This is a genomic window from Streptomyces sp. NBC_01537 (genome assembly GCF_045040445.1).
GTDB lineage: Bacteria > Actinomycetota > Actinomycetes > Streptomycetales > Streptomycetaceae > Actinacidiphila.
Genome location: NZ_CP109392.1, coordinates 4,987,685 through 5,009,141 on the forward strand (window position 1 = coordinate 4,987,685; position 21,457 = coordinate 5,009,141).

At 70.6% G+C, this 21,457-nt stretch carries 20 protein-coding genes and 2 tRNA genes; 16 read left to right on the forward strand and 6 right to left on the reverse strand.

The features are described from left to right. Nucleotides 1-92: 92 nt before the first annotated feature. The 8 genes from OG607_RS22975 to OG607_RS23010 all read left to right on the forward strand — a co-directional run bounded on the left by OG607_RS22975 (nucleotide 93) and on the right by OG607_RS23010 (nucleotide 7,841). Complete coding sequence (locus OG607_RS22975; RefSeq protein ID WP_405726503.1) at nucleotides 93-878, forward strand: calcium-binding protein; 786 nt, start codon at nucleotides 93-95, stop codon at nucleotides 876-878. Nucleotides 879-1,211: 333 nt separating this feature from the next. Next, on the forward strand, nucleotides 1,212-1,517 hold the full coding sequence (locus OG607_RS22980; RefSeq protein ID WP_405726506.1) for a hypothetical protein: 306 nt from the start codon (nucleotides 1,212-1,214) through the stop codon (nucleotides 1,515-1,517). 246 nt (nucleotides 1,518-1,763) lie between these two features. Further along, a complete protein-coding gene (locus tag OG607_RS22985; RefSeq protein ID WP_405726508.1) occupies nucleotides 1,764-2,657 on the forward strand; it encodes a bifunctional MaoC family dehydratase N-terminal/OB-fold nucleic acid binding domain-containing protein in 894 nt (297 codons plus the stop codon). Between the two features lies 1 nt (nucleotide 2,658). Further along, nucleotides 2,659-3,039: an acyl dehydratase gene (locus tag OG607_RS22990; protein WP_405726511.1), complete on the forward strand. Its 381-nt coding sequence runs from the start codon at nucleotides 2,659-2,661 to the stop codon at nucleotides 3,037-3,039. Beyond that, nucleotides 3,036-4,232 (forward strand): lipid-transfer protein, encoded by a 1,197-nt coding sequence (locus OG607_RS22995; protein ID WP_405726514.1) that lies wholly within the window; start codon nucleotides 3,036-3,038, stop codon nucleotides 4,230-4,232. Before OG607_RS22990 ends, OG607_RS22995 begins: the two co-directional genes overlap by 4 nt. Before the next feature lie 113 nt (nucleotides 4,233-4,345). Beyond that, complete coding sequence (locus tag OG607_RS23000; RefSeq protein WP_405726517.1) at nucleotides 4,346-5,410, forward strand: DUF1906 domain-containing protein; 1,065 nt, start codon at nucleotides 4,346-4,348, stop codon at nucleotides 5,408-5,410. Nucleotides 5,411-5,557: 147 nt separating this feature from the next. Next, on the forward strand, nucleotides 5,558-6,106 hold the full coding sequence (locus OG607_RS23005; RefSeq protein ID WP_405726520.1) for a SigE family RNA polymerase sigma factor: 549 nt from the start codon (nucleotides 5,558-5,560) through the stop codon (nucleotides 6,104-6,106). Nucleotides 6,107-6,191: 85 nt separating this feature from the next. After that, a complete protein-coding gene (locus OG607_RS23010) occupies nucleotides 6,192-7,841 on the forward strand; it encodes a long-chain fatty acid--CoA ligase (protein WP_405726523.1) in 1,650 nt (549 codons plus the stop codon). 77 nt (nucleotides 7,842-7,918) lie between these two features. On the opposite strand, the gene OG607_RS23015 is transcribed toward OG607_RS23010, so the two are convergent. From OG607_RS23015 to OG607_RS23025, 3 genes are all read right to left on the reverse strand, one after another. After that, a complete protein-coding gene (locus OG607_RS23015) occupies nucleotides 7,919-8,410 on the reverse strand; it encodes a hypothetical protein (RefSeq protein ID WP_405726526.1) in 492 nt (163 codons plus the stop codon). 90 nt (nucleotides 8,411-8,500) lie between these two features. After that, a complete protein-coding gene (locus OG607_RS23020) occupies nucleotides 8,501-11,917 on the reverse strand; it encodes a PAS domain-containing protein (RefSeq protein WP_405726529.1) in 3,417 nt (1,138 codons plus the stop codon). Between the two features lie 178 nt (nucleotides 11,918-12,095). After that, nucleotides 12,096-12,587, reverse strand: a complete 492-nt coding sequence (locus OG607_RS23025; protein ID WP_405726532.1) for an SSI family serine proteinase inhibitor — start codon at nucleotides 12,585-12,587, stop codon at nucleotides 12,096-12,098. A 210-nt stretch (nucleotides 12,588-12,797) separates the two neighbouring features. Here OG607_RS23025 and OG607_RS23030 point away from each other — a divergent pair. From OG607_RS23030 to OG607_RS23040, 3 genes are all read left to right on the forward strand, one after another. Then, nucleotides 12,798-12,888, forward strand: a tRNA-Ser gene (locus OG607_RS23030). Between the two features lie 193 nt (nucleotides 12,889-13,081). Beyond that, a tRNA-Arg gene (locus tag OG607_RS23035) sits at nucleotides 13,082-13,154 on the forward strand. Between the two features lie 117 nt (nucleotides 13,155-13,271). Next, nucleotides 13,272-14,399 carry a GNAT family N-acetyltransferase gene (locus OG607_RS23040; RefSeq protein ID WP_405726535.1) on the forward strand — a complete coding sequence of 376 codons (1,128 nt, stop codon included), beginning with the start codon at nucleotides 13,272-13,274 and terminating at the stop codon, nucleotides 14,397-14,399. A gap of 126 nt (nucleotides 14,400-14,525) precedes the next feature. On the opposite strand, the gene OG607_RS23045 is transcribed toward OG607_RS23040, so the two are convergent. Further along, the gene (locus OG607_RS23045) at nucleotides 14,526-15,530 is read right to left on the reverse strand and encodes a Bro-N domain-containing protein (RefSeq protein ID WP_405726538.1); all 1,005 of its coding nucleotides are present in this window, start codon (nucleotides 15,528-15,530) and stop codon (nucleotides 14,526-14,528) included. A 108-nt stretch (nucleotides 15,531-15,638) separates the two neighbouring features. On the opposite strand from OG607_RS23045, the gene OG607_RS23050 reads away from it, so the two are divergent. From OG607_RS23050 to OG607_RS23060, 3 genes are all read left to right on the forward strand, one after another. Further along, nucleotides 15,639-16,250 carry a histone deacetylase gene (locus OG607_RS23050; RefSeq protein WP_405726541.1) on the forward strand — a complete coding sequence of 204 codons (612 nt, stop codon included), beginning with the start codon at nucleotides 15,639-15,641 and terminating at the stop codon, nucleotides 16,248-16,250. After that, nucleotides 16,240-16,641, forward strand: a complete 402-nt coding sequence (locus OG607_RS23055; RefSeq protein ID WP_405726544.1) for a hypothetical protein — start codon at nucleotides 16,240-16,242, stop codon at nucleotides 16,639-16,641. The genes OG607_RS23050 and OG607_RS23055 overlap by 11 nt, the downstream gene beginning before the upstream one ends. 75 nt (nucleotides 16,642-16,716) lie before the next feature. Then, a complete protein-coding gene (locus OG607_RS23060) occupies nucleotides 16,717-16,929 on the forward strand; it encodes an EF-hand domain-containing protein (RefSeq protein ID WP_405726547.1) in 213 nt (70 codons plus the stop codon). 30 nt (nucleotides 16,930-16,959) lie between these two features. Here the strand turns inward: OG607_RS23060 and OG607_RS23065 are convergent, their stop codons facing one another. Continuing rightward, nucleotides 16,960-17,835: an MEDS domain-containing protein gene (locus OG607_RS23065; RefSeq protein ID WP_405726550.1), complete on the reverse strand. Its 876-nt coding sequence runs from the start codon at nucleotides 17,833-17,835 to the stop codon at nucleotides 16,960-16,962. Nucleotides 17,836-17,987: 152 nt separating this feature from the next. After that, nucleotides 17,988-18,833 (reverse strand): LLM class F420-dependent oxidoreductase, encoded by an 846-nt coding sequence (locus OG607_RS23070; protein ID WP_405726553.1) that lies wholly within the window; start codon nucleotides 18,831-18,833, stop codon nucleotides 17,988-17,990. Between the two features lie 234 nt (nucleotides 18,834-19,067). Between OG607_RS23070 and OG607_RS23075 the strand changes: the two genes are divergently transcribed. Next, nucleotides 19,068-19,811 carry a response regulator transcription factor gene (locus OG607_RS23075; protein WP_329315729.1) on the forward strand — a complete coding sequence of 248 codons (744 nt, stop codon included), beginning with the start codon at nucleotides 19,068-19,070 and terminating at the stop codon, nucleotides 19,809-19,811. A 130-nt stretch (nucleotides 19,812-19,941) separates the two neighbouring features. Further along, the gene (locus OG607_RS23080) at nucleotides 19,942-21,444 is read left to right on the forward strand and encodes a sensor histidine kinase (RefSeq protein ID WP_405736980.1); all 1,503 of its coding nucleotides are present in this window, start codon (nucleotides 19,942-19,944) and stop codon (nucleotides 21,442-21,444) included. Nucleotides 21,445-21,457: the final 13 nt, after the last annotated feature.

Here is a 21,457-nt window from a genome sequence, read left to right on the forward strand (position 1 = left end):
AGCTCTGCGCCTACGGGGCCGGGCCGCATCGCAAAGGTGCGGCCCGGCCCTGTGACGCCTGAATCAATCAAAGACTCCATGGGGGAACATTCATGCGCACAACCGCGCGCCTTGCCCTGCTCGGCACCAGCGTCGCGCTGGTCGCCACCGCAATCGGTGCCACCGCCGCCCAGGCGGAAGACGGCGGTTCGGGAAACATCACCATCGACAAGGTCGTCGTCAACGGCGGCAAGCCGGTCGTGGTCGGTACCACCAAGGTGGTGTCCGCCAAGGTCTCCGTGACCGCGTCGGACGATTCGGGCATCGTCGAGACCACGTACATCAGCGCCTTCGGTCCGAATCCGAACTACGCGCAGATCTGGTACGACGACGGCGAGATCACGTGCGTCAAGGCGAGTGCCACCACGTCGACCTGCACGGGCACGCTGACGTTCGACCCGCAGGCGGCGACCGGCTTCGTCAACAACAGCGCGGCGGCCACCTGGAACCTCGGCACGCTGGTCTCCGCCAATGACTACAACTACATCCACCGGGACGCGGCCACCACGTTCAAGGTGCAGCGCTACTCGAAGCTGACGGTCAACGCCTCGCCGGAGCCGGTGAAGAAGGGCAAGACCATCACGGTCACCGGCAAGCTCTCCCGGGCCAACTGGGAGGACAACAAGTACCACGGCTACACGAACCAGTCGGTGAAGCTGCAGTTCCGCAAGAAGGGCAGCAACACCTACACCACGGTGAAGACGATCAAGTCCAACTCGACGGGCAACCTCAAGACAACCGTCACCGCCTCAATCGACGGCTACTTCCGCTACAGCTTCGCGGGCACGACGACGACTCCGGCGGTCAGCGCGACCGGCGACTTCGTAGACGTCCGATAGCCACGTCCTGAGCTGCGTTCGTCGCGTATGCGGCGCGTCACTGATCAGTCGTAAAAGGGGTGGCCTTGTCGTCGACGGCAAGGCCACCCCTTATTGGCCGGAAATGTGCCGGAACGATTCACCTGTTGGTGGGCAAGGGGTGTGGGGGCCGGGGTGGGCCGGTTTGTAAGGGGTGGGGTGACATTAGGGGTTTATCGACAGATCGTCACGCTTGCGAGGTAAATGGGCGTTGAAGGGTGGTTCGCGATGGATTGGGTGGGCAACTCTGGTCTCGGCGACGTCGCAGCAGGCCGGCAAGGCAGACCCAGTTCTCGTCCCCTGGAGGGAATCTTCATGGCAAGCATCCGTACCGCTCGTGTCCTGGCCGCGATGGCCGCACTGCCCCTGGCGGCGGCCCTGTTCACCGGCACGGCGATGGCCGACAACGGCGCGATCGCCGGCGGCGGATCCAATGCGACCGTGGTCAGCAACAGCGGTGGCAACGTCGGCGGCGACAACTTCGGGAGCGTGACGACGACGCAGCAGGCGGCGACGGGGGCGGGGGCGTCCAACCAGAACAACACGGCGAGTGTGGTGGGTTCGGCGTTCACGTCGGTGGACCAGTCGAATGTGAACGTGCACTTCAGCCCGCTGTGGTGATGCGGAGGTAGCGGGGGTCCGGTCCCGCGCAAGGGGCGGCTGCGCGACGGCATCCTCAGTGCCGTCGCGCAGCCGTGTTCAGGGGGCCGGACTGTCCACAGGGTGTGGATAACTTTCGGCAACCTTGACAGGAGGGTCGGGCGGGAAGGAATCTGACGGTCAGTCAGAAAGACTTCGCAGGGGAGGCCGCCCGCCGTGCAACGCGACTTCCGGGAACTCATACCCTCGCAGACCGGGACACAACCGATGGACTTCCAGGCGTTCCAGGCGTATGAGGGCCGGGCCGCAGCCGTGGGGGGAGCGGGGAAGGACCCGGTGAACGGGCCGATGATCCGGCACTGGTGCGAGGCGATGGGCCACCCGGTACCGGTGGACGGGTCGGCGCCGCAGGCGATGCTGCAGGTGTGGACGATGGGCGGGCTGTCGGGGCACGCGGCGGGGGCGGGGCGCTCGTCGGCGTACGAGGAACTGCTCGGGAGGCTGGACGCGGCGGGGTGTACGTCGGTCGTCGCGACGGACTGCGAGCAGGAGTATGTGCGGCCGCTGCTGCCGGGGGAGCGGATCACGTTCGACGCGGTGATCGAGTCGGTGTCGGGGAGCAAGACCACGAAGCTGGGGACAGGGCACTTCGTCACCACCCGGATGGAAGTCCGGGCGGAGGGTGGTGAACTGGTCGGCACGCATCGCTTCCGTATTCTCAAGTACGCGCCCGCGCAAGGGAAAGCGCCAAAGCAAACAGCGGGGCCACGGCGTCCACGGCCGGTGGTCAACCGCGACAACGCGGGCTACTGGGAGGGCATTCGGGAGCGCAGGCTCCTCATCCAGCGGTGCGCGGGGTGCGGGGCGCTCCGGCTGCCCTGGCTGCCGGGTTGTGATGCATGCGGGTCGGCTGACTGGGACACCGTTCGGGCGGGTGGCGACGGGGTGGTCTTCAGCTACGTCGTGATGCACCATCCGCCCTTTCCGGCCTTCGATCCGCCGTACGCGGTCGCGCTCGTGGAGCTGGCGGAGGGGGTGCGGGTGCTGGGGAACGTGGTGGGGGTGCCGTACGACAAGGTGCGGATCGGGATGCCGGTCAGGCTGGAATTCCTCAATACGGACGACGAGTTGACCGTGCCCGTGTTTCGTGGGGAGGGCTGAGGTGGAGGTCGGTGACGTGCTGCCCGAGCTGCGGATTCCTGTCACGCGCACGCTGATCGTGGCCGGTGCGGTGGCGACCCGCGACTACCAGGACGTGCACCATGACGCCGAGGCCGCGCGGGGCAGGGGATCGCCGGACATCTTCATGAACATCCTGACCACGAACGGGCTGGTGAGCCGCTACGTAGCCGAGTTCTTCGGCCCGACCGCCGCCCTGCGGCGCCTGCGGATCCGGCTCGGGGTGCCCAACTACCCCGATGACGAGCTGGTGTTGACCGGCCGCGTCACGGCGGTCGACGGACCGGTCGTGGCCGTCGAGGTGGTCGGCGCCAACCGGCTGGGCCGGCATGTCACCGGGAGCGCGGAGGTGGTGCTGCCGTGAGCGTACGCGGGCGGGACAGCCTCGGCGGCCGGGCGGCCATCGCCGGGATCGGGGCGACGGAGTTCTCGAAGGACTCCGGACGCAGTGAGCTCAAGCTCGCCGTGGAGGCGGTGCGGGCGGCGCTGGACGATGCCGGGCTGACGCCGGGGGATGTGGACGGCATGGTGACCTTCACCATGGACACCAGCCCGGAGATCGCGGTCGCCCAGGCGGCCGGGATGGGCGAGTTGGGGTTCTTCGCGCGGGTGCACTACGGGGGCGGCGCGGCCTGCGCGACGGTCATGCAGGCCGCGATGGCGGTCGCGACCGGCGTCGCGGAGGTGGTCGTCTGCTACCGCGCCTTCAACGAGCGGTCGGGGCGGCGTTTCGGGGCGGGGGTGCAGGAGCGCGAGCCGTCGGCGGAGGGGGCGGCGCTCGGGGTGAACCTGCCGTCCGGGCTGCTGACGCCGGCGTCATGGGTCGCTATGTCGGCACAGCGATATTTGTACGCTTACGGGCTGGAAGCATCGGTTTTCGGCCATGTCGCGGTCGCCGACCGCAAGCACGCGGCGACCAACCCGGCCGCGTACTTCTACGGCAAGCCGATCACCCTGGCCGAGCACGCCGCGTCGCGGTGGATCGTCGAGCCGCTGCGGCTCCTCGACTGCTGCCAGGAGACGGACGGCGGCGCGGCGGTCGTGGTGACCTCCGCAGAGCGGGCCCGCGATCTGCGGCATCCCCCGGCGGTCATCCGGGCTGCCGCGCAGGGCGCGGGGCGCGCGCAGGAGCAGATGACCAGCTACTACCGGCAGGACCGGGACCTGGCCGGGCTGCCCGAGATGGGCGTTGTCGCGCGCCAGCTGTGGCGCACGGCCGGACTGGGGCCGGGCGATGTGGATGTCGCGGTGCTGTACGACCACTTCACGCCGTTCGTGCTGATGCAGCTGGAGGAGTTCGGCTTCTGCGGGAGGGGCGAGGCGGGGGACTTCGCGGCGGGCGGCGGCCTGGAGGTCGGGGGCCCGGGTTGCCGGCTGCCGGTCAACACGCACGGGGGGCAGCTGGGGGAGGCGTATCTGCACGGCATGAACGGGATCGCGGAGGGTGTGCGGCAGGTGCGGGGGACGGGGGTCAATCAGGTGGCGGGCGCGGCGCATGCGCTGGTCACGGCTGGGACGGGGGTTCCTACGTCGGGGCTGATTCTGGGCGCGGGGTGAGGTGCGGGGTGAGGCGCAGGGGGTGATGCGCCGGGGAGGTGCCCCCACCCCAGACGGATGAACGGTCAGCGTGTCTGAGGGAATGCGGCCGGACCGGACCGTTCACTCAGGGCATGCGTGAAAACAACCCGATCGTCCGATATGCGACGGCGATCGTGGCCACCCTGACCCTGCTGCTGTGCCTGCTGACCGCGACGTCGGCCCTGGCCGTACCGGGGCCGGGTCCGGACGGCGACGACCCGGACGGGGACAGCGTGCTGACGGCGGCGCCCTGGGCGGAGTTCGGCGATGAGGCAGGCCTCGACGATGAGGCGGGCCCAGGCGACGCGGCGGGCCCGGACGACGTGGCGGGCGTCGACGACGTGGCGGGCGTCGACGACGTGGCCGATCCGCCGCTGGCGGAGCCGTACGCAGCTCCCGCCGCTGAGCCCGCTGCCGCACCCCCCGCCGCGCCGCGCATCTTCAGTGGCTGGGGCTTCGACACCTGCAGAACTCCCGCCACCCGTACGATGCGGGCGTGGCTGCGTTCGGACTACCGCGCGGTGGGGGTGTACTACGCCGGCCTGGCCCGCAGTTGCCGTAAGCAGCCCAACCTCACGCGGGGCTGGGTGCGCAGCGCGGACCGGATGGGGTGGCGGGTGCTGCCGATCTATGTGGGGTCGCAGGCACCGTGCGCGTTCAGCAGGGCGAAGCGGAAGCAACGGATCAGCCGGGACCACCCGTGGCGGCAGGGGACGGCGGAGGCCAGGGACGCGGTGGCGCAGGCGGGGCGCCTGGGGTTCGAGCCGGGGAGCCCGATCTACCTGGACATGGAGGCGTACAGCGTGGTCGGGTCGCGGTGCACGGCGCCGGTGCTGTCGTTCGTGAGGGCGTGGGACCGCCAGGTGCGGGCGGGCGGCTATCTGCCGGGCTTCTACAGCAGCTCGGACTCCGGGATCGCCCACATGGGGCGGGCGCGGGCGGCCGGGATCCCGGACATGCCGAGCGTGATCTGGTACGCGCGCTGGCGGGTGCCGCCGTCGCTGCACCGGGAGCCGATGCTGGCGCGCGGGGCGTGGCAGCCGCACCGGCGGATCCACCAGTACTCGGGGAATGTCAGGGAGCGGCACGGCGGGCGGCAGCTGCGCATCGACCGCAACCGGATGGATGCCCCGGTTGCCATCGTCTCGGGGGAGTAGGAGCAGCGGAGTAGGAGTAGGGGTCGTCGGGGTACCGGGTCAGCCCACGGTAGGTGGGGACAGCCCCCGGTCTACACCCTGAGGGTGATCCCGTTTCGGCACCTGCGGCGGATCCGCCGGGACCCGGCCCGCTCATAGCGTTGAGCCATGACCACGCCAGTGTGCACGAGCAAGTTCGCCGGTTACGCCACCAGCTGCGCCGGCTACGAGTTCACCAGCTACGTACGGGCCAAGGGCCCGGCGCTGCTGCGTACCGCCCGCTCGCTCACGCCGAACCCGAGCGATGCCGAGGACCTGCTGCAGACCGCGCTGACCAAGACGTACCTGGCGTGGGAGCGGATCGACGACCACCGGGCGCTGGACAGCTACGTACGCCGGACGCTGGTCAACACCCGCACCTCGCAGTGGCGCAAGCGCCGCGTCGACGAGTACGCGACCGACGAGCTGCCCGAGCCGTCGGCCACGGCGGCCGCCGGACCGGACGGGGCGGAGCAGCAGGCGGAGCGCGATGCGATGCTGCGCGCGATATCGCGGCTGCCGGTCCGCCAGCGGGCGATGGTGGTACTCAGGTACTACGAGGACATGAGCGAGGCGCAGACCGCCGAGGCCCTCGGGGTGTCCGTGGGCACGGTGAAGAGCGCGGTGTCACGCGCGCTGTCCAAGCTACGCGAAGACCCTGAATTGGTCGGGAGGTAGTGACATACCGCGCGGTATGCCAGCACAATCACGGGAAACCTACCCTCGCGTAGTCGCTCCACCGCTTCAATGAGGAGGCATCCCCGTGCTGAGCACAATGCAGGACGTTCCGCTGACAGTGACCCGCATCCTGGTGCACGGCACCCTGGTCCACGGGGACTCGAAGATCACCACCTGGACCGGCACCGGCGAGCCGCAGCGCCGCACCTTCCGGGAGACCGGGCTGCGCGCCGCACAGCTGGCGAACGCGCTCCGCGACGAGCTGGGCGTACGGCGGGACGACCGGGTCGCGACGCTCATGTGGAACAACGCGGAGCACGTCGAGGCGTATCTCGCGATTCCGGCCATGGGCGCGATCCTGCACACCCTCAACCTGCGGCTGCCCGCCGAGCAGCTGGTGTGGATCACGAAGCACGCCGCTGACCGCGTCGTACTCGTCAACGGCTCGCTGCTGCCGCTGCTCGCCCCGCTGCTGCCCGGGATGGAGTCCGTCGAGCATGTGGTGGTGGTCGGCCCGGGCGACACCTCGCTGCTGGACGGCTGCAGTCCCGCCGTCCACGAGTACGAGTCGCTGATCGGCGGCCGCCCGATGACCTACGACTGGCCCGAGCTGGACGAGCGCGAGGCCGCCGCCATGTGTTACACCTCCGGCACCACCGGGGACCCGAAGGGCGTGCTGTTCTCGCACCGGTCGGTCTATCTGCACTCCATGCAGGTCAACATGGCCGAGTCGATGGCCCTGACCACCAGCGACACCACCCTCCCCGTCGTCCCGATGTTCCACGTCAACGCCTGGGGTATCCCGCACGCCGCCTTCATGTCGGGCATCAACCTGCTGATGCCCGACCGCTTCCTCCAGCCCGGCCCCCTCGCCGAGATGATCGAGGCCGAGCGCCCCACCCACGCCGCCGCCGTGCCCACCATCTGGCAGGGCCTGCTCGGCGAACTCACCGCCAGGCCCCGCGACATCTCCTCCCTCGCCTCCGTCGTCATCGGCGGCTCCGCCTGCCCGCCGGCCCTCATGGAGGCGTACGACAAGCTGGGCGTGCGCGTCTGCCACGCCTGGGGCATGACCGAGACCTCGCCGCTCGGCTCGCTCGCGCAGACCCCTCCCGGCCTCACCCCCGAGCAGGAATGGCCGTACCGCATCAGCCAGGGCCGCTTCCCGGCGGGCGTCGAGGCCCGCCTCGCGGGCCCGGACGGCGAGTTCATGCCCTGGGACGGCGAGGCCGCGGGCGAGCTGGAGGTGCGCGGGCCCTGGATCGCCGGCGCGTACTACGGGGGCGCGGGCGCCGACCCGTTCCGGCCCGAGGACAAGTTCAGCCCGGACGGCTGGCTGCGTACGGGAGACGTCGGCACGATCACGCCGGACGGCTACCTCACCCTCACCGACCGGGCCAAGGACGTCATCAAGTCCGGCGGCGAGTGGATCTCCAGCGTCGAGCTGGAGAACCACCTCATGGCCCACCCCGAGGTCGCCGAAGCCGCCGTCGTCGCCGTCCCGGACGACAAGTGGGGCGAGCGGCCGCTGGCCACGGTGGTGCTGAAGGAGGGCTCATCGGCTACCTACGAGTCGCTGCGCGCCTTCCTCGCCGGGCGCATCGCGCACTGGCAGCTGCCGGAGCGGTGGGCGATCATCCCGGCGGTGCCGAAGACGTCCGTCGGCAAGTTCGACAAGAAGGTGATCCGCAGGGATTACGCGGACGGGAAGCTGGATGTCACGAAGCTGAGCTGACCTGAGCTGAGCGTCGGCTTTGGTGCGGGGGCGGCCCTGATGGGCCGCCCCCTCCCGGTACGCGTTGATCACCAGTCCTACTCGGGGCAGGGCTTGGCGTCCGTGGGCTTGGCGTCCGTGGGCTTGGCGTCGGTGGGCCCGGCGTCCGTGGGTCCGGCGTCCGGCCTGACGAAGATCCGCAGGCGCACGAGGCCCTGGGACTTCGCAACGCCCGTGCTGGTCTCGTTGACCGCCAGGATCTGCTGGCCGACCGGCAGGTCGCGGGTCGGGGTGCAGCTCCACTTGCCTTCGGCGACGGCAGCCGTGCAGTACGCGTCACCATCCGTGGGCCAGACGGTGACCGTGTCGCCGTTCTTGCCCAGGCCGGTGAAGACCGGCCTGCGGGTGGCGAGGGTGTCGCCGTTCCCCGGGTCGTTGAGGGTCAGGTCGCGGACCTTTACGGGGGCCGCGAGCGGTGCCGTGACGGGCACGGCGGCCGCCCCCGGGGCATCCGCGGCGAGGGCTGCGCCGCTCAGCGGTCCGAGAACCAGGAACAGAGACAGGACGACGGGGACGTATCGCTGAGTCATGCGTTCCTCGAAGGTGAGTGCGGTCGTAACTGACCTCTCGAGAGAAACATGACGGACCGTCAACTGCGACCGGGGTGAGCCGAAAGAGCGTCAGGTTCCGATCTTGCTCAGCAGATCGACGATCCGGCCCTGCACATCCAGGCTCGTAGACCGCTCCGCGAGGAACAGCACCGTCTCGCCGGACGCGAGGCGCGGCAGCTCGGCCGGGTCGATGTCCACGGAGGTGTAGACGACCAGCGGGGTGCGGTTGAGCTGCCCGTTGGCGCGCAGCCAGTCCACGATGCCGTGCCGGCGGCGCCGTACGAGCATCAGGTCCATGACGACGAGATTCGGGTGCACCTGCGTCGCGATCGTCATCGCGTCCGCCTCGGAACCGGCCTGCGCGACCTGCATGCCGCGCCGCTCCAGCGTGCCGGTGAAGGCCTCCGCGATCGGCTGGTGGCTCTCCACCAGCAGGACCCGGGGCGGGTGCTGGTCGCTGTCGCGCGGGGCCAGCGCCTTGAGGAGTACGGCGGGATCGGCGCCGTACGCCGCTTCGCGCGTAGCCTGCCCGAGCCCGGCCGTGACCAGCACCGGGACCTCGGCCTGGGCGGCCGCCTGGCGCAGCGACTGCAGGGCGGTGCGGGTGATCGGCCCGGTCAGCGGGTCGACGAAGAGCGCGGCGGGCGGCTCGGCGACCTGCGCGTCGACCTCCTCGCGGGACCGTACGATCACCGGCCGGTAGCCCCGGTCGGTAAGCGCCTGGCGGGTCGAGACATCCGGCTCCGGCCATACGAGCAGCCGGCGCGGCTCGCCCAGTACGGGGACGGGCTCGTCGGTGACATCCACCGCGCCGTTCGGGCCGTCCAGCGGCTCCGGGCCCTCGTCGCCCTCGGCGGGGGCGCCTATGGCGTAGGCCCGCCCGGCGGCCTGGGGCTGCAGTTCCGGCTGGAGCAGTGGCTGGGGCTGAAGCTGTGGCTGGAGCTGGGGTTGGAGCTGTGGCGCCTGCCCTTGCGCATGCGGCAGTTCCGCGACAGCGGGGTGCTGGCGCGCGCCGGTGTCGGGCTCGGCGGGGGCGTTGAGCTTGCGGCGGCGGCCGCTGGGCGTGCTCTGCGTCTGCTCGGCGATCTGCTGGGCGAAGGGGACGCCCTGGCCGAGCGTGCGCACGCTTATGGCCCGGCCCTGGGTGTCGTTCTGCGGGTGCGGCTGGGCCTGGGGCGCCGCATGCGCATGCGGCTCAGGCTGGGCCTGCAGCTGGGGCTGGGGCTGCAACTGGGGGGCGCGCTGCGCCTGCTCCGGGATCTGGGGCTGGGGCGGGACCTGGAGCTGGACCTCGGGCTGCTGCTGCGGCTGGGACTGCGGCGGGATCTGCGGCTGGGGTGCCTGCTGCACCTGTACCTGCTGTGCCTGTGCCTGAGCCTGCGGTGCGGCTTCGAGTTCGAGCGCGGGGCGCTGCTGGGCCTGAGGCGCCGGAAGCTTGCGAGGGTCGACTATGGCCGACGGCCGCGGCTGCTGCGGCGCGGATCCGTGCGCCTCCGGCCACTCCGGAGCCACAGGCGCTTCCTGCGCACGCCGTGCCCGCCGTCCGGTGGGCGCGTCCTGCGCATGCGGCTGCTGAACGTCGGCAGCCGCAGGGGGCAGCGCCGGGAGACCCGCCGACTGCTCCTCATCGCCCTCGGGGCGGCGGGCCCGCCGCCCCGTCGGCTGCGGCTGCTCGGGAACCGCCGCAACCGGGGCGGGCGCCTGCGCGGATGCCGGATCCGGGATCTGAGGCTGAGCGGGAACCGGAACTTGAACCTGTACCGGGACCGGCACCGGGGTGGGAGTCGGAGTCGGAGCCTGCGCCGGAGCCGGGATCTCCACGGCCTCCGGCTGCCGCAGCGCGCGGCGCCGCCCGCTCGGGGTGTCCGCCTCGGCCGCCGGCAGCGCGAGGGCACCGCCCTGCTCCGGCGCGGCCGCAGCCTGCTGCTTCGCCGGCCCCGGCTTCGTACCCGTACCGCGCACCGGCTCGACCGGCACCGGCATGACGGTCGTCTCCGACTCCCGTACCGGCTCCCTCACGGCGCCCGTGGCGCCGCCCGGGCCCTTGGCTCCGAGCGGCACTTCCAGCACGTACGCGCTTCCCTGCCCCGGCACCTTGTGCGTCTGCAGGACGCCGCCGTGCCGCTCCACGATGCCGCGCGCAATAGGCAGATGCACCGGATCGCCGCCCGCATGCGGCCCGCGCACCTCTATCCGTACGACATCCCCGCGCTGCGCGGCGGCCACCACGATCGTCGAGTCGCCGCCCGCCGGCAGCACCGGGATGTTCCCGGCCGCGTCGACCCCCGCCACATCCGCGATGAGGTGCGAGATCGCCTGCGCGAGCCGGTCCGGGTCCACCGACGCCTCGATGGGCGGCGCGTGCACCGCGTACTGCGCACGCCCGGGTCCGATCAGCTCGACCGCGCCCTCGACGCCCGTCGCGACGACCTTGTCCAGGGACGTCGTCTCGCGCGCGAGCTTGTCCTCGCCCCGGTCCAGCCGCTGGAAGGCCAGCACGTTGTCGATGAGGGTCGTGATGCGCGCGTACCCCGCCGCCAGGTGGTGCAGAATCTGGTTCGCCTCGGGCCACAGATGCCCCGCCGGGTCCGCCGCCAGCCCCACCAGCTCGCCGCGCAGCTCGTCGATCGGCCCGCGCAGCGAGTCGCTCAGCACCGCCTGCAACTGCGTGTTCCGCGCCGCCAGCGCGTTGAACCGCGTCTGGTCGGTGAACGTCATCACCGCCCCGACCAGCTGGTCCCCCTCGCGCACCGGCGCCGTCGTGAGGTCCACCGGCACCGCCCGGCCGTCCTTGCGCCACAGCACCTGTCCGCGCACGCGGTGCTTCAGCCCGCTGCGCAGCGTCTCGGCGAGCGAGGTCTCCTCGTACGGCAGCGGGCTGCCGTCCGCCCGCGAGTGCTGGATCAGCGGGTGCAGCTCCTGCCCGCCCAGGTCGGTCGCCCGGAAGCCCAGGATCTGCGCGGCAGCCGGGTTCACGAGGACGACCTTGCCCTCGGTGTCGACCCCGACCACGCCCTCGCTCGCCGCGCGCAGGATCATCTCGGTCTGCCGCTGCTGCCGGGACAGTTCCGCCTCGGTGTCCAGGGCGCCGGTGAGGTCCCGTACGACGAGCATCAGCAGCTCGTCGCCCGTATAGCTGTACGTCTCCGCGAAGGCCGTGCGCGCGTCGTCGATGTTCGCGCTCGTAACCTCCACCGGAAATTCACTGCCGTCGGTGCGCCGGGCGATCATCCGGGTCGGTTTCGTCCGCCCGTCGTCGTCATCCGGCCTGCGCATCGAGCCCGGGATGCGCTTGGAGTCGAAGGTCGGGAACAGGTCCAGCAGCCCGCGCCCGACGAGTGCCGTCCCGGGAGACTCAAAGGTGTCCAGCGCTATGGAATTCGCGTTGACCACCGTGCCGTTGGCGTTCACCAGGAGCAGCGCGTCCGGCAGGGCGTCCAGTATTGCCGCGAGGCGAGCAGCGCCTCGGGATGGCCTGCTGCTCACGAGACGCGTCCTCCCTGATGTACCGCATATGCCGCACACCGCTTGGGTCTGGCGGGGTCTGCTGGTGGTGGCGGCCTATCTTGCCCGCCGCCACGGCGGCATGTCACTAGAGCGAGTGTACGGGCAGCGGTTGGCCCGGCGGTCGCGGATGCCCATGTCCCCTGCGGTGTGCAAGGGTTCAAGGTTGCCCGATGAGATTGTGGCGTCCGTCACGTCCCTGTCCGTCCCCTTGCCACCCGTCCGTCGCCGCCGGTACGGGCAGCACCGGAGCCATGTCCCTCCACCGTGCCGTCTCGCACCCGTTCGTCCGGCTGTACCGCGCGTCCACCTCCGCTCCCGCCCAGCTCCCGACCACCGTCGCCGTCTCCGGCCCCCCGTAGATCATCGTGCACATCTGCCCCTTCGGCGCCGGCCCCGCCGGTCCCCCCAGCGCATCCAGCCGGTCACACGCCGCCTGCCCATCCGGATGCGTTCCCCCTGCCGGGTGGCACTCCAGCTCGTACATCGCCGCATGCCCTGCCCCGTCATCCACCGTCACCGTCAGCCGGTCCCCCACCCCCGGCTCGGCGGCCGCCACCGCCACCGCCCCTGGCGCGCCCACCAGCGGCAGCCCCACCGCACACACCGCCGACACCGCGCCCAGCGACACTCGCACTCGGTTCATTCGCATGCCCCGTCCCTACCTCCCCGCCCCCTCCCGCCCCCCTGAATCACCCGATAGTGGGCGCGTCACCCACCCCGCCGGCCGGAACCTCGCCGAACCCTCGCCGAACCTCTTTGCCCTGTCCGTACGACGCCTAGTAATCTGGTCAGCGATTGGTGACAGCCCGCCCGGCTGTGTCATCATCTGCACACACCCGCTCGCGCGGGCGTGCAGTCTGGAGGCTTCGCCTAGTCCGGTCTATGGCGCCGCACTGCTAATGCGGTTTGGGACTTCAATCCCATCGAGGGTTCAAATCCCTCAGCCTCCGCTCCACCCCGGAAGCCCCGGCCGATCTTCGGCCGGGGCTTCCGACGTTGGGCTTCGCAGGGTTGCCGCAGGGCTGCTCTGGGGTCGTTTTCGCAGCTCAGGCCGGGTGCGGCTAATGGATTTCACCTCACGCCGCAGGTCATGTAATGTTGTTCCCGCAACGCCGACCGGCCAGAAACAGCCGGGAAGCACAAGCACTCGTAGCTCAACGGATAGAGCATCTGACTACGGATCAGAAGGTTGCAGGTTCGAATCCTGCCGAGTGCACAGCAGATCAAAGCCCCCGCCGGGATCATCCCGGAGGGGGCTTTTTCGTGCCGTACGGCAGCGAAGTACAGCAACGGCCTTGCACAGCGGTGTGATCGGGAGGCTGAGGAACTTTCCATGTCGGATCATGAGCCAGGTGCCGGCTATACCGAAGTCGTGGGCCAGGAAGTGCGCAGTCTGCGGGTGCGCTACTGCCGGCTGCGGACCGACGGAGGTGAACCGGTCGCCGAGCTGGAGGTGGTGTCCTTCCGGCAGCGATTCGGTGCGGTGGCCGTTGCCGCGGAAGGCATCGGTGGTGTGGAGACCCTGCCGGAGTTCCGACGCCGGGGGCACATGAGCCGGCTCCTACGCCGGTCACTGGCCGGCATGGCGCAGCGGGTGGACGTCGCCTTCGTGTCCGACGGCATCGAGGGGGTGTACGAGAAGTTCGGTTTCGTCAGGGCTGTCTCCGAAGGCCACCTGGTCGTCCCCGTACGCAACGTCGAACGAGCGGCAGGACGCGATCTGGGTGCGGCTGACCCGGAGGTCCGCAGCGGCTCGTCGGACGATCTTCCAGCGATGATCCGCCTGTACAACACCGCGCACACCAAGCGGCCCTGGACCCATGAACGGCACACAGGCTGGAACCGGCTCATTCCCTCGACCACGTGGAAGCCCGGGTCGCAGACACTGGTCGTGCGGACCGATGACGCTGTCGTCGGCTATGCCGTACTGGAGGGCCGAGCCTTCGGCGATCCCCTGGGTTCGCTGACCGTGGACGAACTGGTGGCCGAGGACGCCGCCGCCGCAAACCGGCTGCTCCTGGCCGTCGCCCGACTCTGCTGGCAGACGCGCCTGAGCGAATTCAGGGTGCGCGAGCCGACCGACAGCCTCGTAGGCCGAGTGGCACGCTCCATGGGCTGCACCTACCAGGAGAGATTTCCGCCGAGTGGCGGGATGATGGCCGCCATCCTGAACCGGCCGGAGCTGTTGCGGAAGCTCGAACCCGAGCTGCGGCGCCGGGCCGCCGGGCGACAGCCGGACGATGCGTACGACGCGGCGTGGGCCGTGCTGCGACGTGGCGACCTGCTCCCCGATGACAAGGCACTCATCCGGCTGCTTCTCGGCCACTGGTCGATTGATGACGCATACGCGCACGGCGTCCCGATCCCCGGACGGTACCGGGATCTCTGCACGGCTTGGTTCCCCGGAGGCGGTACCCCGTGCCTGCCGATCCCGTACGCGCACCGCCTGGACCGGTATTGAGCTCCCACGTGGGATGTACCTACAGAGAGGACGCCCAGGCCACGAACCCGACAGGAACGAGAGCACAGACCAGCTCGGCATGCGGCGAAACACGTACGGCAGCTATCGCGACCGACCGTCGGGACGTCATCGTAGGGTCCCGGCCTCCATGTCCTGGGCGATGAGGCGGCGCATGATCGTTACGCCTTCGGGCAGGGCCATGGGCTGGAAGTGGTACGTGCACTCCCAGCCCCGGCTCGAGCCGTTGACGCGGCGGACGGCGAAGAGGACGTCGTAGCGCTGCTCCAGCAGGGTGTGCCCGGCGTACGGGGCCTCCAGGCGGCGTAGAAGCCGGGCGTCGCGGGCTATCGCGAACAGCCGCTCACGGGTGATGCCGGGGCACTCGAACTCCGCGCGCAGCCGGTCCGCCAGGGCCCCGAAGGACATGGCCTCGGTGGGGATGGAAGCGTGCCAGAGGGGCTCGTCCCCGGCGGGCGCGATCGCTGCACGCTGGGCGGGCAGGGTCGCCGCTTCCAGCACTTCGCGTACGCAGGTGGTCAGGGCCTGTGTCATGTCGCCGAAGCCCTCGCGGACGGCGGCTCGGAGTTCGGCGCCCATCTCGCGGCCCACCTCGCGGGCGGCGGCGACGGCGGCGTCGGTGGTGACGCGGGAGACCTCGCGCATGAAGAGCTGCATGTCGGCGGGGAGGCCGGAGGAGGCGGGGCGCTGGTCCGTCGAGTAGGTGCCGGTGCGGCGGATGGAGGGGAGGACGTCGTGGGTGACCCAGCGCTTGAAGGCTTTGGCGGCGGGTTTGCGGGAGCGGAGGATGAGGGAGTAGAGGCCGGATTCGTTGATGATCGAAACGCGTCTTCCCAGGTCGAGCCCACTGTCACTAGTAGTTACAGTGGGCTCGACCTGCGGAAATGTGCGAATGCCCAGGTCAGCCCCACTGTAGATACTATCTACAGTGGGGCTGACCTGGGAAAATGGCACCGTCCGGCTCTCGTCGTCGTCCAGCACTTTGCGCAGGGTGTCACGGGAGTTTTTGATCTCCAGGGCGGTGCATACGTCCTGTGCCACCCACCACGTCTCGCCGTCGATCACCACCACGCGGACATCGGTCCCCCGGAAGTCGAACTTCAGAACACTCAAGTCGGGTTTGTCGGTCATAGGCTGATCAACGAAAACGTCAACCCCAGGGACACGGCCACGCGTTCGGTCCGCGCCCGGCCGCAGGCCCGGCGTCCGTACGATCACGCCATGTGCGCTTCCCGTCAGGTCTGGTACGCCTCCTACGGCTCCAACATGCACCGCACCCGCCTCGCCATCTACCTCGCGGGCTGCCGGGACACCCGGTCCCCGCAGCGCTCGGTGCCCGTGGAGCTGCCGGGGAGCATGTACTTCGCGTACGAGTCGAAGCGATGGACCGGGGGGATGGCGTTCTACGACCCGGAGGCGCCCGGCACGGTGTGGGCGCGGGCGCATCTGCTGACGGAGGGGCAGTTCGCGGATATTGCGACGCAGGAGATGCACGGGGTGCCGGGGCCGGAGGGCGGCCTGGCGGTGGATTTCGGAGGGCTCGGGGCGGGCGAGCGGGTGGTGTTGGGGGACGGGCGGTACGAGACGGTGGTGGGGTTGGGGGAGTTGGAAGGACTGCCGTTGGTGACCTGCACCGCACCATGGGCGATGGCTGACATTGCGTGGAGGAAGCCGGCGGAGCGGTATCTGGGGCATGTGGCGGCGGGGTTGGTGGAGGCGGGGAAGTGGGAGGGGAAGGGGATCGTGGAGTACTTGGCGGGGCGGCCGGGGGTGGCCGGGGAGTGGGGCGTGGGGGAAATCAAGGCACTGGTGGAGGCGGCGGGTGAGGGATAGCACGTGGGCGGGGGTGTTGCTGGGGGCCGGGGTGGTGGTGCCGGCGCTTGCGGTTGCCGAGCGGATACCGGTGCTGGCAGGGGGGCCGTCGAGGGACTACGTGGTGTGCCGGGCGGCGCAGTTGCCGGACGGCTGCACGGAAGCGGCGCTCGGGCTGATCGGGCTGGCGGCGGTGGCGGGGCTGGTGGCGGCGATCCTCGTGTGGGGCCGGGGGTGGGCGGCCGGGGTGGCGGGTCTGGCGGTGGTGGTGGGGCTGGTGGTGGCGGCGGACGGGGTGGATGCGCGCGGGGAGCGGATCGTGGCGAAGGCGGCGGCGCAGCCGTATGAGGCGAAGGCCTGTGACTACCCGGCGCAGGTGTACAGCGCTACGCCCGGGTGGTTCTGGGGGTGAGGGCGGGCGCGGTTAGGGTTTGCGGGTCAGGTAATCAAGCACCACATGCACCACATATACGGAGGGGAAGCCCCGATGGCGGACATTGAGTCGGCGAAGAAGGCGTTCGAGCGGTTCGACGTGGATGGGGACGGGTTCATCACGGCGGCTGAGTACAAGAAGGTCATGGCCGAGCTCGGGGACCCGTACGTGGCCGAGACGGTCGCGCAGGCGGTCATCGACGCCAAGGACGCCAACAGCGACCACGTGCTGTCGTTCGAGGAGTTCTGGGCGGGCCTCAACGGCTGAGGCGCAAGCCGCGGACGTTCAGCCGTCCATTCAGCCTTCCACCACGAAGAGCTGCGGCACCTCCGTCGCCCCGCAGAGCCGCAGGGTGCGCGCGTGCAGCGGAGGGCACCGCAGAACGAGCCGCGCGGCCGGGTCGAGGTCGGCGGTGCGGCGGACGAGCAGGGCGGCGCAGTGGGCGTCGATGAAGGACAGCTCGGTGAGGTCGATGAGGCGGGGCGGGCCGACGGGGGACTCGAAGGCTTCGCGCAGGCCGAATTCGAACTCGGAGCGGGTGGCGAGGTCGGCGTCGCCGCTTATCACCAGCGTGCCGTCGGCGTGCTCGATGTGGAGGGCGTCGAGGCGCTGGAGTACGGACGTGGGGTGGGCGGCGGAGACGCGGCCGAGGAGGTCCGGGGTGAAGCGGCGGCGGTCGTACTCGCAGATGGCGGTGAAGCCGATGTGGGCGAAGACGGGGGTGAGGGCGGCCTCGTAGGCGATGAGGCCGTCGTGGTCGACGTCCTGGAGGACCCAGGACATGTCGCCGACGGCGCGGATGCCGGGGAAGCCCTGGCGGTGGGCGTCGTCGGTGGCCCGGACCCAGGTGGCGGCGTGGGCCTCGATGTCGAAGCCGGCGGCGGGGTCGTAGCCGGGGATCCCGTTGTCGAGGATCACGAGGCTGCCCAGGGCCAGGGCCCGGGCGGCGCGTACGCCCAGCGCGGACAGGCGCGTGATCGTTTCTTCGACGCTGGTGGCCGGGTCGGTGAAGAGCAGAACCTGCTCGCCGCGGTGGAGCCCTGACTCGGCGAAGGCGGCCCGGATCTCCCAGCGCGCGTCGTCGTCGTCGAAGCCGAGGCAGGCGTGATCGCCCGACGCCATGCGGTCGACCGAGAGCGTACGGGGCACGGTGCCGCTGGTGCCGCTGTCCATGCCGCGAACGTACGCCCGGTGACGGCCGCCGGTCGCCGGACGGTCACTCTTGAACGGAGCCGGTCCTTTTGTGGCCTCGCCTGTACGGGGATGTCGCGTGCCGCGGCGAGAGGTGAGCGGACGACCGGTGCGATGATCAGCCCGCCCGCTCCTTATGCCAGTGCCTGCGCCAGGCGGCGCCGGTCCTCGGCCTGCCGCTCCTTCTCCCCCAGCAGCTGCAGCGCGACATGGTCCGCGCCCGCCGCCCAGAAGTCCTCGACGCGCCGCCTGACGCGGTCCTCGTCGCCCCACGCGTAGAGCGCGTCGACCAGGCGGTCGCTGCCGCCGCCGGCGAGGTCGTCCTCGGTGAAGCCGAGCCGCAGCCAGGAGTTGGTGTAGTTGGGCAGCTGCATGTACATGGCCAGCGCGCCGCGCGCGACCGTACGGGCCCGGTCCGGGTCGGCCTCCAGGATGACGCCCAGCTCGGGGGCGAGCAGCGGACCTTCGCCCAGCCGGGCGCGGGCCTCGGCGGTGTGCTCGGCGGTGACGAGATACGGGTGCGCGCCGGCGGCCCGGTCGCGGGAGAGCTCCAGCATCCTGGGGCCCAGGGCGGCAAGGACCCGGCGGTCGGCGGGAACAGCGGGGAGATCAGCAGCGTCCAGCTCGTCCAGGTACTGCGTCATCGCCGCGTACGGCCGCCGGTAGCGCTCCCCCGCGAGGGCGGCGTGGCTGACTCCGAGGCCCAGGAGGAAGCGGCCGGGGTGTGCGGACTCCAGCTCGGCGAAGCGGGCGGCGACGTCCTTGGCCTCGTACGACCAGATGGAGGCGATGCCGGTCGCGACGGTGATCGAGGAGGTCGCGTCGAGGACCGGGGCCGCGTCCTCGACGCCGGGGCTGCCGCCCAGCCAGATCGTGCCGTAGCCGAGTTCCTCCAGCTCAGGGGCGGCTTGGGCGAGCTCGGCGAGTCCGTCGCCGCGCGCGTGGGTCCAGATTCCGTACCGTCCGACCGACTGGTTCATCGTGCGCTCCCCGGGGCTCTGGCGTTCGACGTCAGTGGTGCGAACCCGGGCCTGGAGGGCCGTATTCCAATCTGTGGCGAGTCTGTCCGACTCCTTTAGGAACCCTTCATGCCTCTCTCATGTCCGGGTCCTAGCCTCTACCCAACGTGTGCACTGCGCTCGTACAGCTTTTTCTTAGGGAATTCACAGACGGACAACAGTGTCCTCTTAGAACAGGCTCACAGGATTTCCCCCATGACCGCGCCCTCATCTTCCGCAGCCCTTGACCTCACACGTCCCGACGGCTCCCCCGTCCGGGTCCTCGTCGTCGACGACGAGGCGGCACTGGCAGACCTGCTCTCCATGGCCCTGCGCTATGAGGGCTGGGAGGTCCACACCGAAGGCAACGGCACCGACGCGCTGCGCTCCGCACGCGAGATACGGCCCGACGCCGTTGTCCTGGACGTCATGCTCCCCGACATGGACGGCCTGGAGGTGCTCGCCCGGCTGCGCCGGGAGTCGCCGGACGTCCCCGTACTGTTCCTGACCGCCAAGGACGCCGTCGAGGACCGCATCGCGGGCCTGACGGCCGGCGGCGACGACTACGTCACCAAGCCGTTCAGCCTCGAAGAGGTCGTCGCCCGGCTGCGCGGTCTGCTGCGCCGCTCCGGTGCTGCCGCCGCCCGTACGGAGTCGCTGCTGGTCGTCGGCGATCTCGTACTGAACGAGGACAGCCACGAGGTCAGCCGCGGCGGTGCCAACATCCACCTCACGGCGACCGAGTTCGAGCTGCTGCGCTACCTGATGCGCAACCCGCGCCGGGTGCTCAGCAAGGCGCAGATCCTCGACCGCGTGTGGTCGTACGACTTCGGCGGCCAGGCCAACGTGGTCGAGCTCTACATCTCCTACCTGCGTCGGAAGATCGACGCCGGGCGCCCGCCGATGATCCACACGCGGCGCGGGGCCGGGTATCTGATCAAGCCGGGCGAAACGGTGTGACGACCTCGTGACCACTGCTGCCCAGGAGTCGCGGTCACGGCAGTTGCCGCCAAGGCCCTGCCATCGGCCCGGACACCGGCCGCGGCGGCGTCTGTCGCTGCGCGCGCGCCTGGTCGTGTCGTCGATCGCGATGATCGCGGTGGTCTGCGCGGTCATCGGCGCGGTGACGACGATCTCGCTGCGCTCGTACCTCTATACGCAGCTCGACGCGCAGGTGGCCGCTGTCGCCCAGCGCGCGGCGGGGCCGCTGAAGGGCGGCAACCTGCCCGCCGGACCCGCGCCCGGGACCCTCAGCAGCGACAACGCCGGCACCGACAGCATCAACGCGGACGAGCTCAGCTACCTGGCCACCCCCGGCCTGAACCCCGGCGTCATCGGCGCCCACCTGGACGGCAACCGCGCGGTCACCTCGGCGGGCATCGCCGTCCAGAGCACCCCCGGCGCCTCGATGGAGGTCAAGAAGTTCAGCGCCGCGCAGCAGGCTGCCTTCGCCTCCGTGCCGCTCGACTCCGGTACGCACACCGTCGACATCCCCGGCTACGGCGACTACCGGGTGACCCTGGTCCACACCCCCGGCACGAGCAGCGGCTACACCGTCATCGGGCTGTCCACGGCGGACGTGGACGACACCATCAGCACCTACATCACCATCGAGGCCCTGGTCGCCGCCGCCGGCCTGGTCGCCGCCGCGCTCGCCGGCTCGCTGCTGATCCGCTACTCGCTGCGCCCGCTGCGCCGGGTCGCCAACACCGCCACCCGGGTCTCCGAACTGCGCCTGGACAAGGGCGAAGTGGCCCTCCACGACCGCGTACCGGACTCCGACACCGACTCCCGCACCGAGGTCGGCCAGGTCGGCGCCGCGCTCAACCGCATGCTCGGCCATGTCGCCGAGGCGCTCAACTCCCGGCAGGAGAGCGAGACCCGGGTCCGGCAGTTCGTCGCCGACGCCAGCCATGAGCTGCGTACGCCGCTGGCCTCGATCCGCGGCTACGCGGAGCTGACCCGGCGCGGCCGGGAGCAGATCGGCCCGGACACCCGGCACGCCCTGGGCCGGATCGAGTCCGAGGCGGCGCGGATGACGACGCTGGTCGAGGACCTGCTGCTGCTCGCCCGCCTGGACGCCGGACGGCCGCTCGCCCTCACCGAGACCGACATGTCGCCGCTGGTCGTGGACGCCGTCAGCGACGCGCGCGCGGTCGGCCGGGACCACAACTGGCACCTGGAGCTGCCGGACGACCCGGCATGCGTGCACGGCGACCCGCAGCGGCTGCACCAGGTTCTGACCAATCTGCTGGCCAACGCCCGTACGCACACACCGCCCGGGACGACTGTCGTCGCCCGGGTCGTGCCGGACGACTTCGAGGTGATCGTGGAGATCGCGGACAACGGCCCCGGCATCCCGCCGGACCTGCTGCCGCGGGTGTTCGAGCGCTTCGCGCGCGGCGACGCCTCGCGCTCAAGGGCCGTCGGCACTGTGGGCAGTACGGGACTCGGCCTCGCGATCGTGCAGGCGGTGGTGACCGCGCACGGCGGCCGGATCACCCTCAACAGCATGCCGGGCTATACCGCGTTCAGGGTTCATCTGCCCGTAACGCACTCACAGCTCACCCTCAGTCTGGCCACAATGTCATGACAGGGCGCCTCCG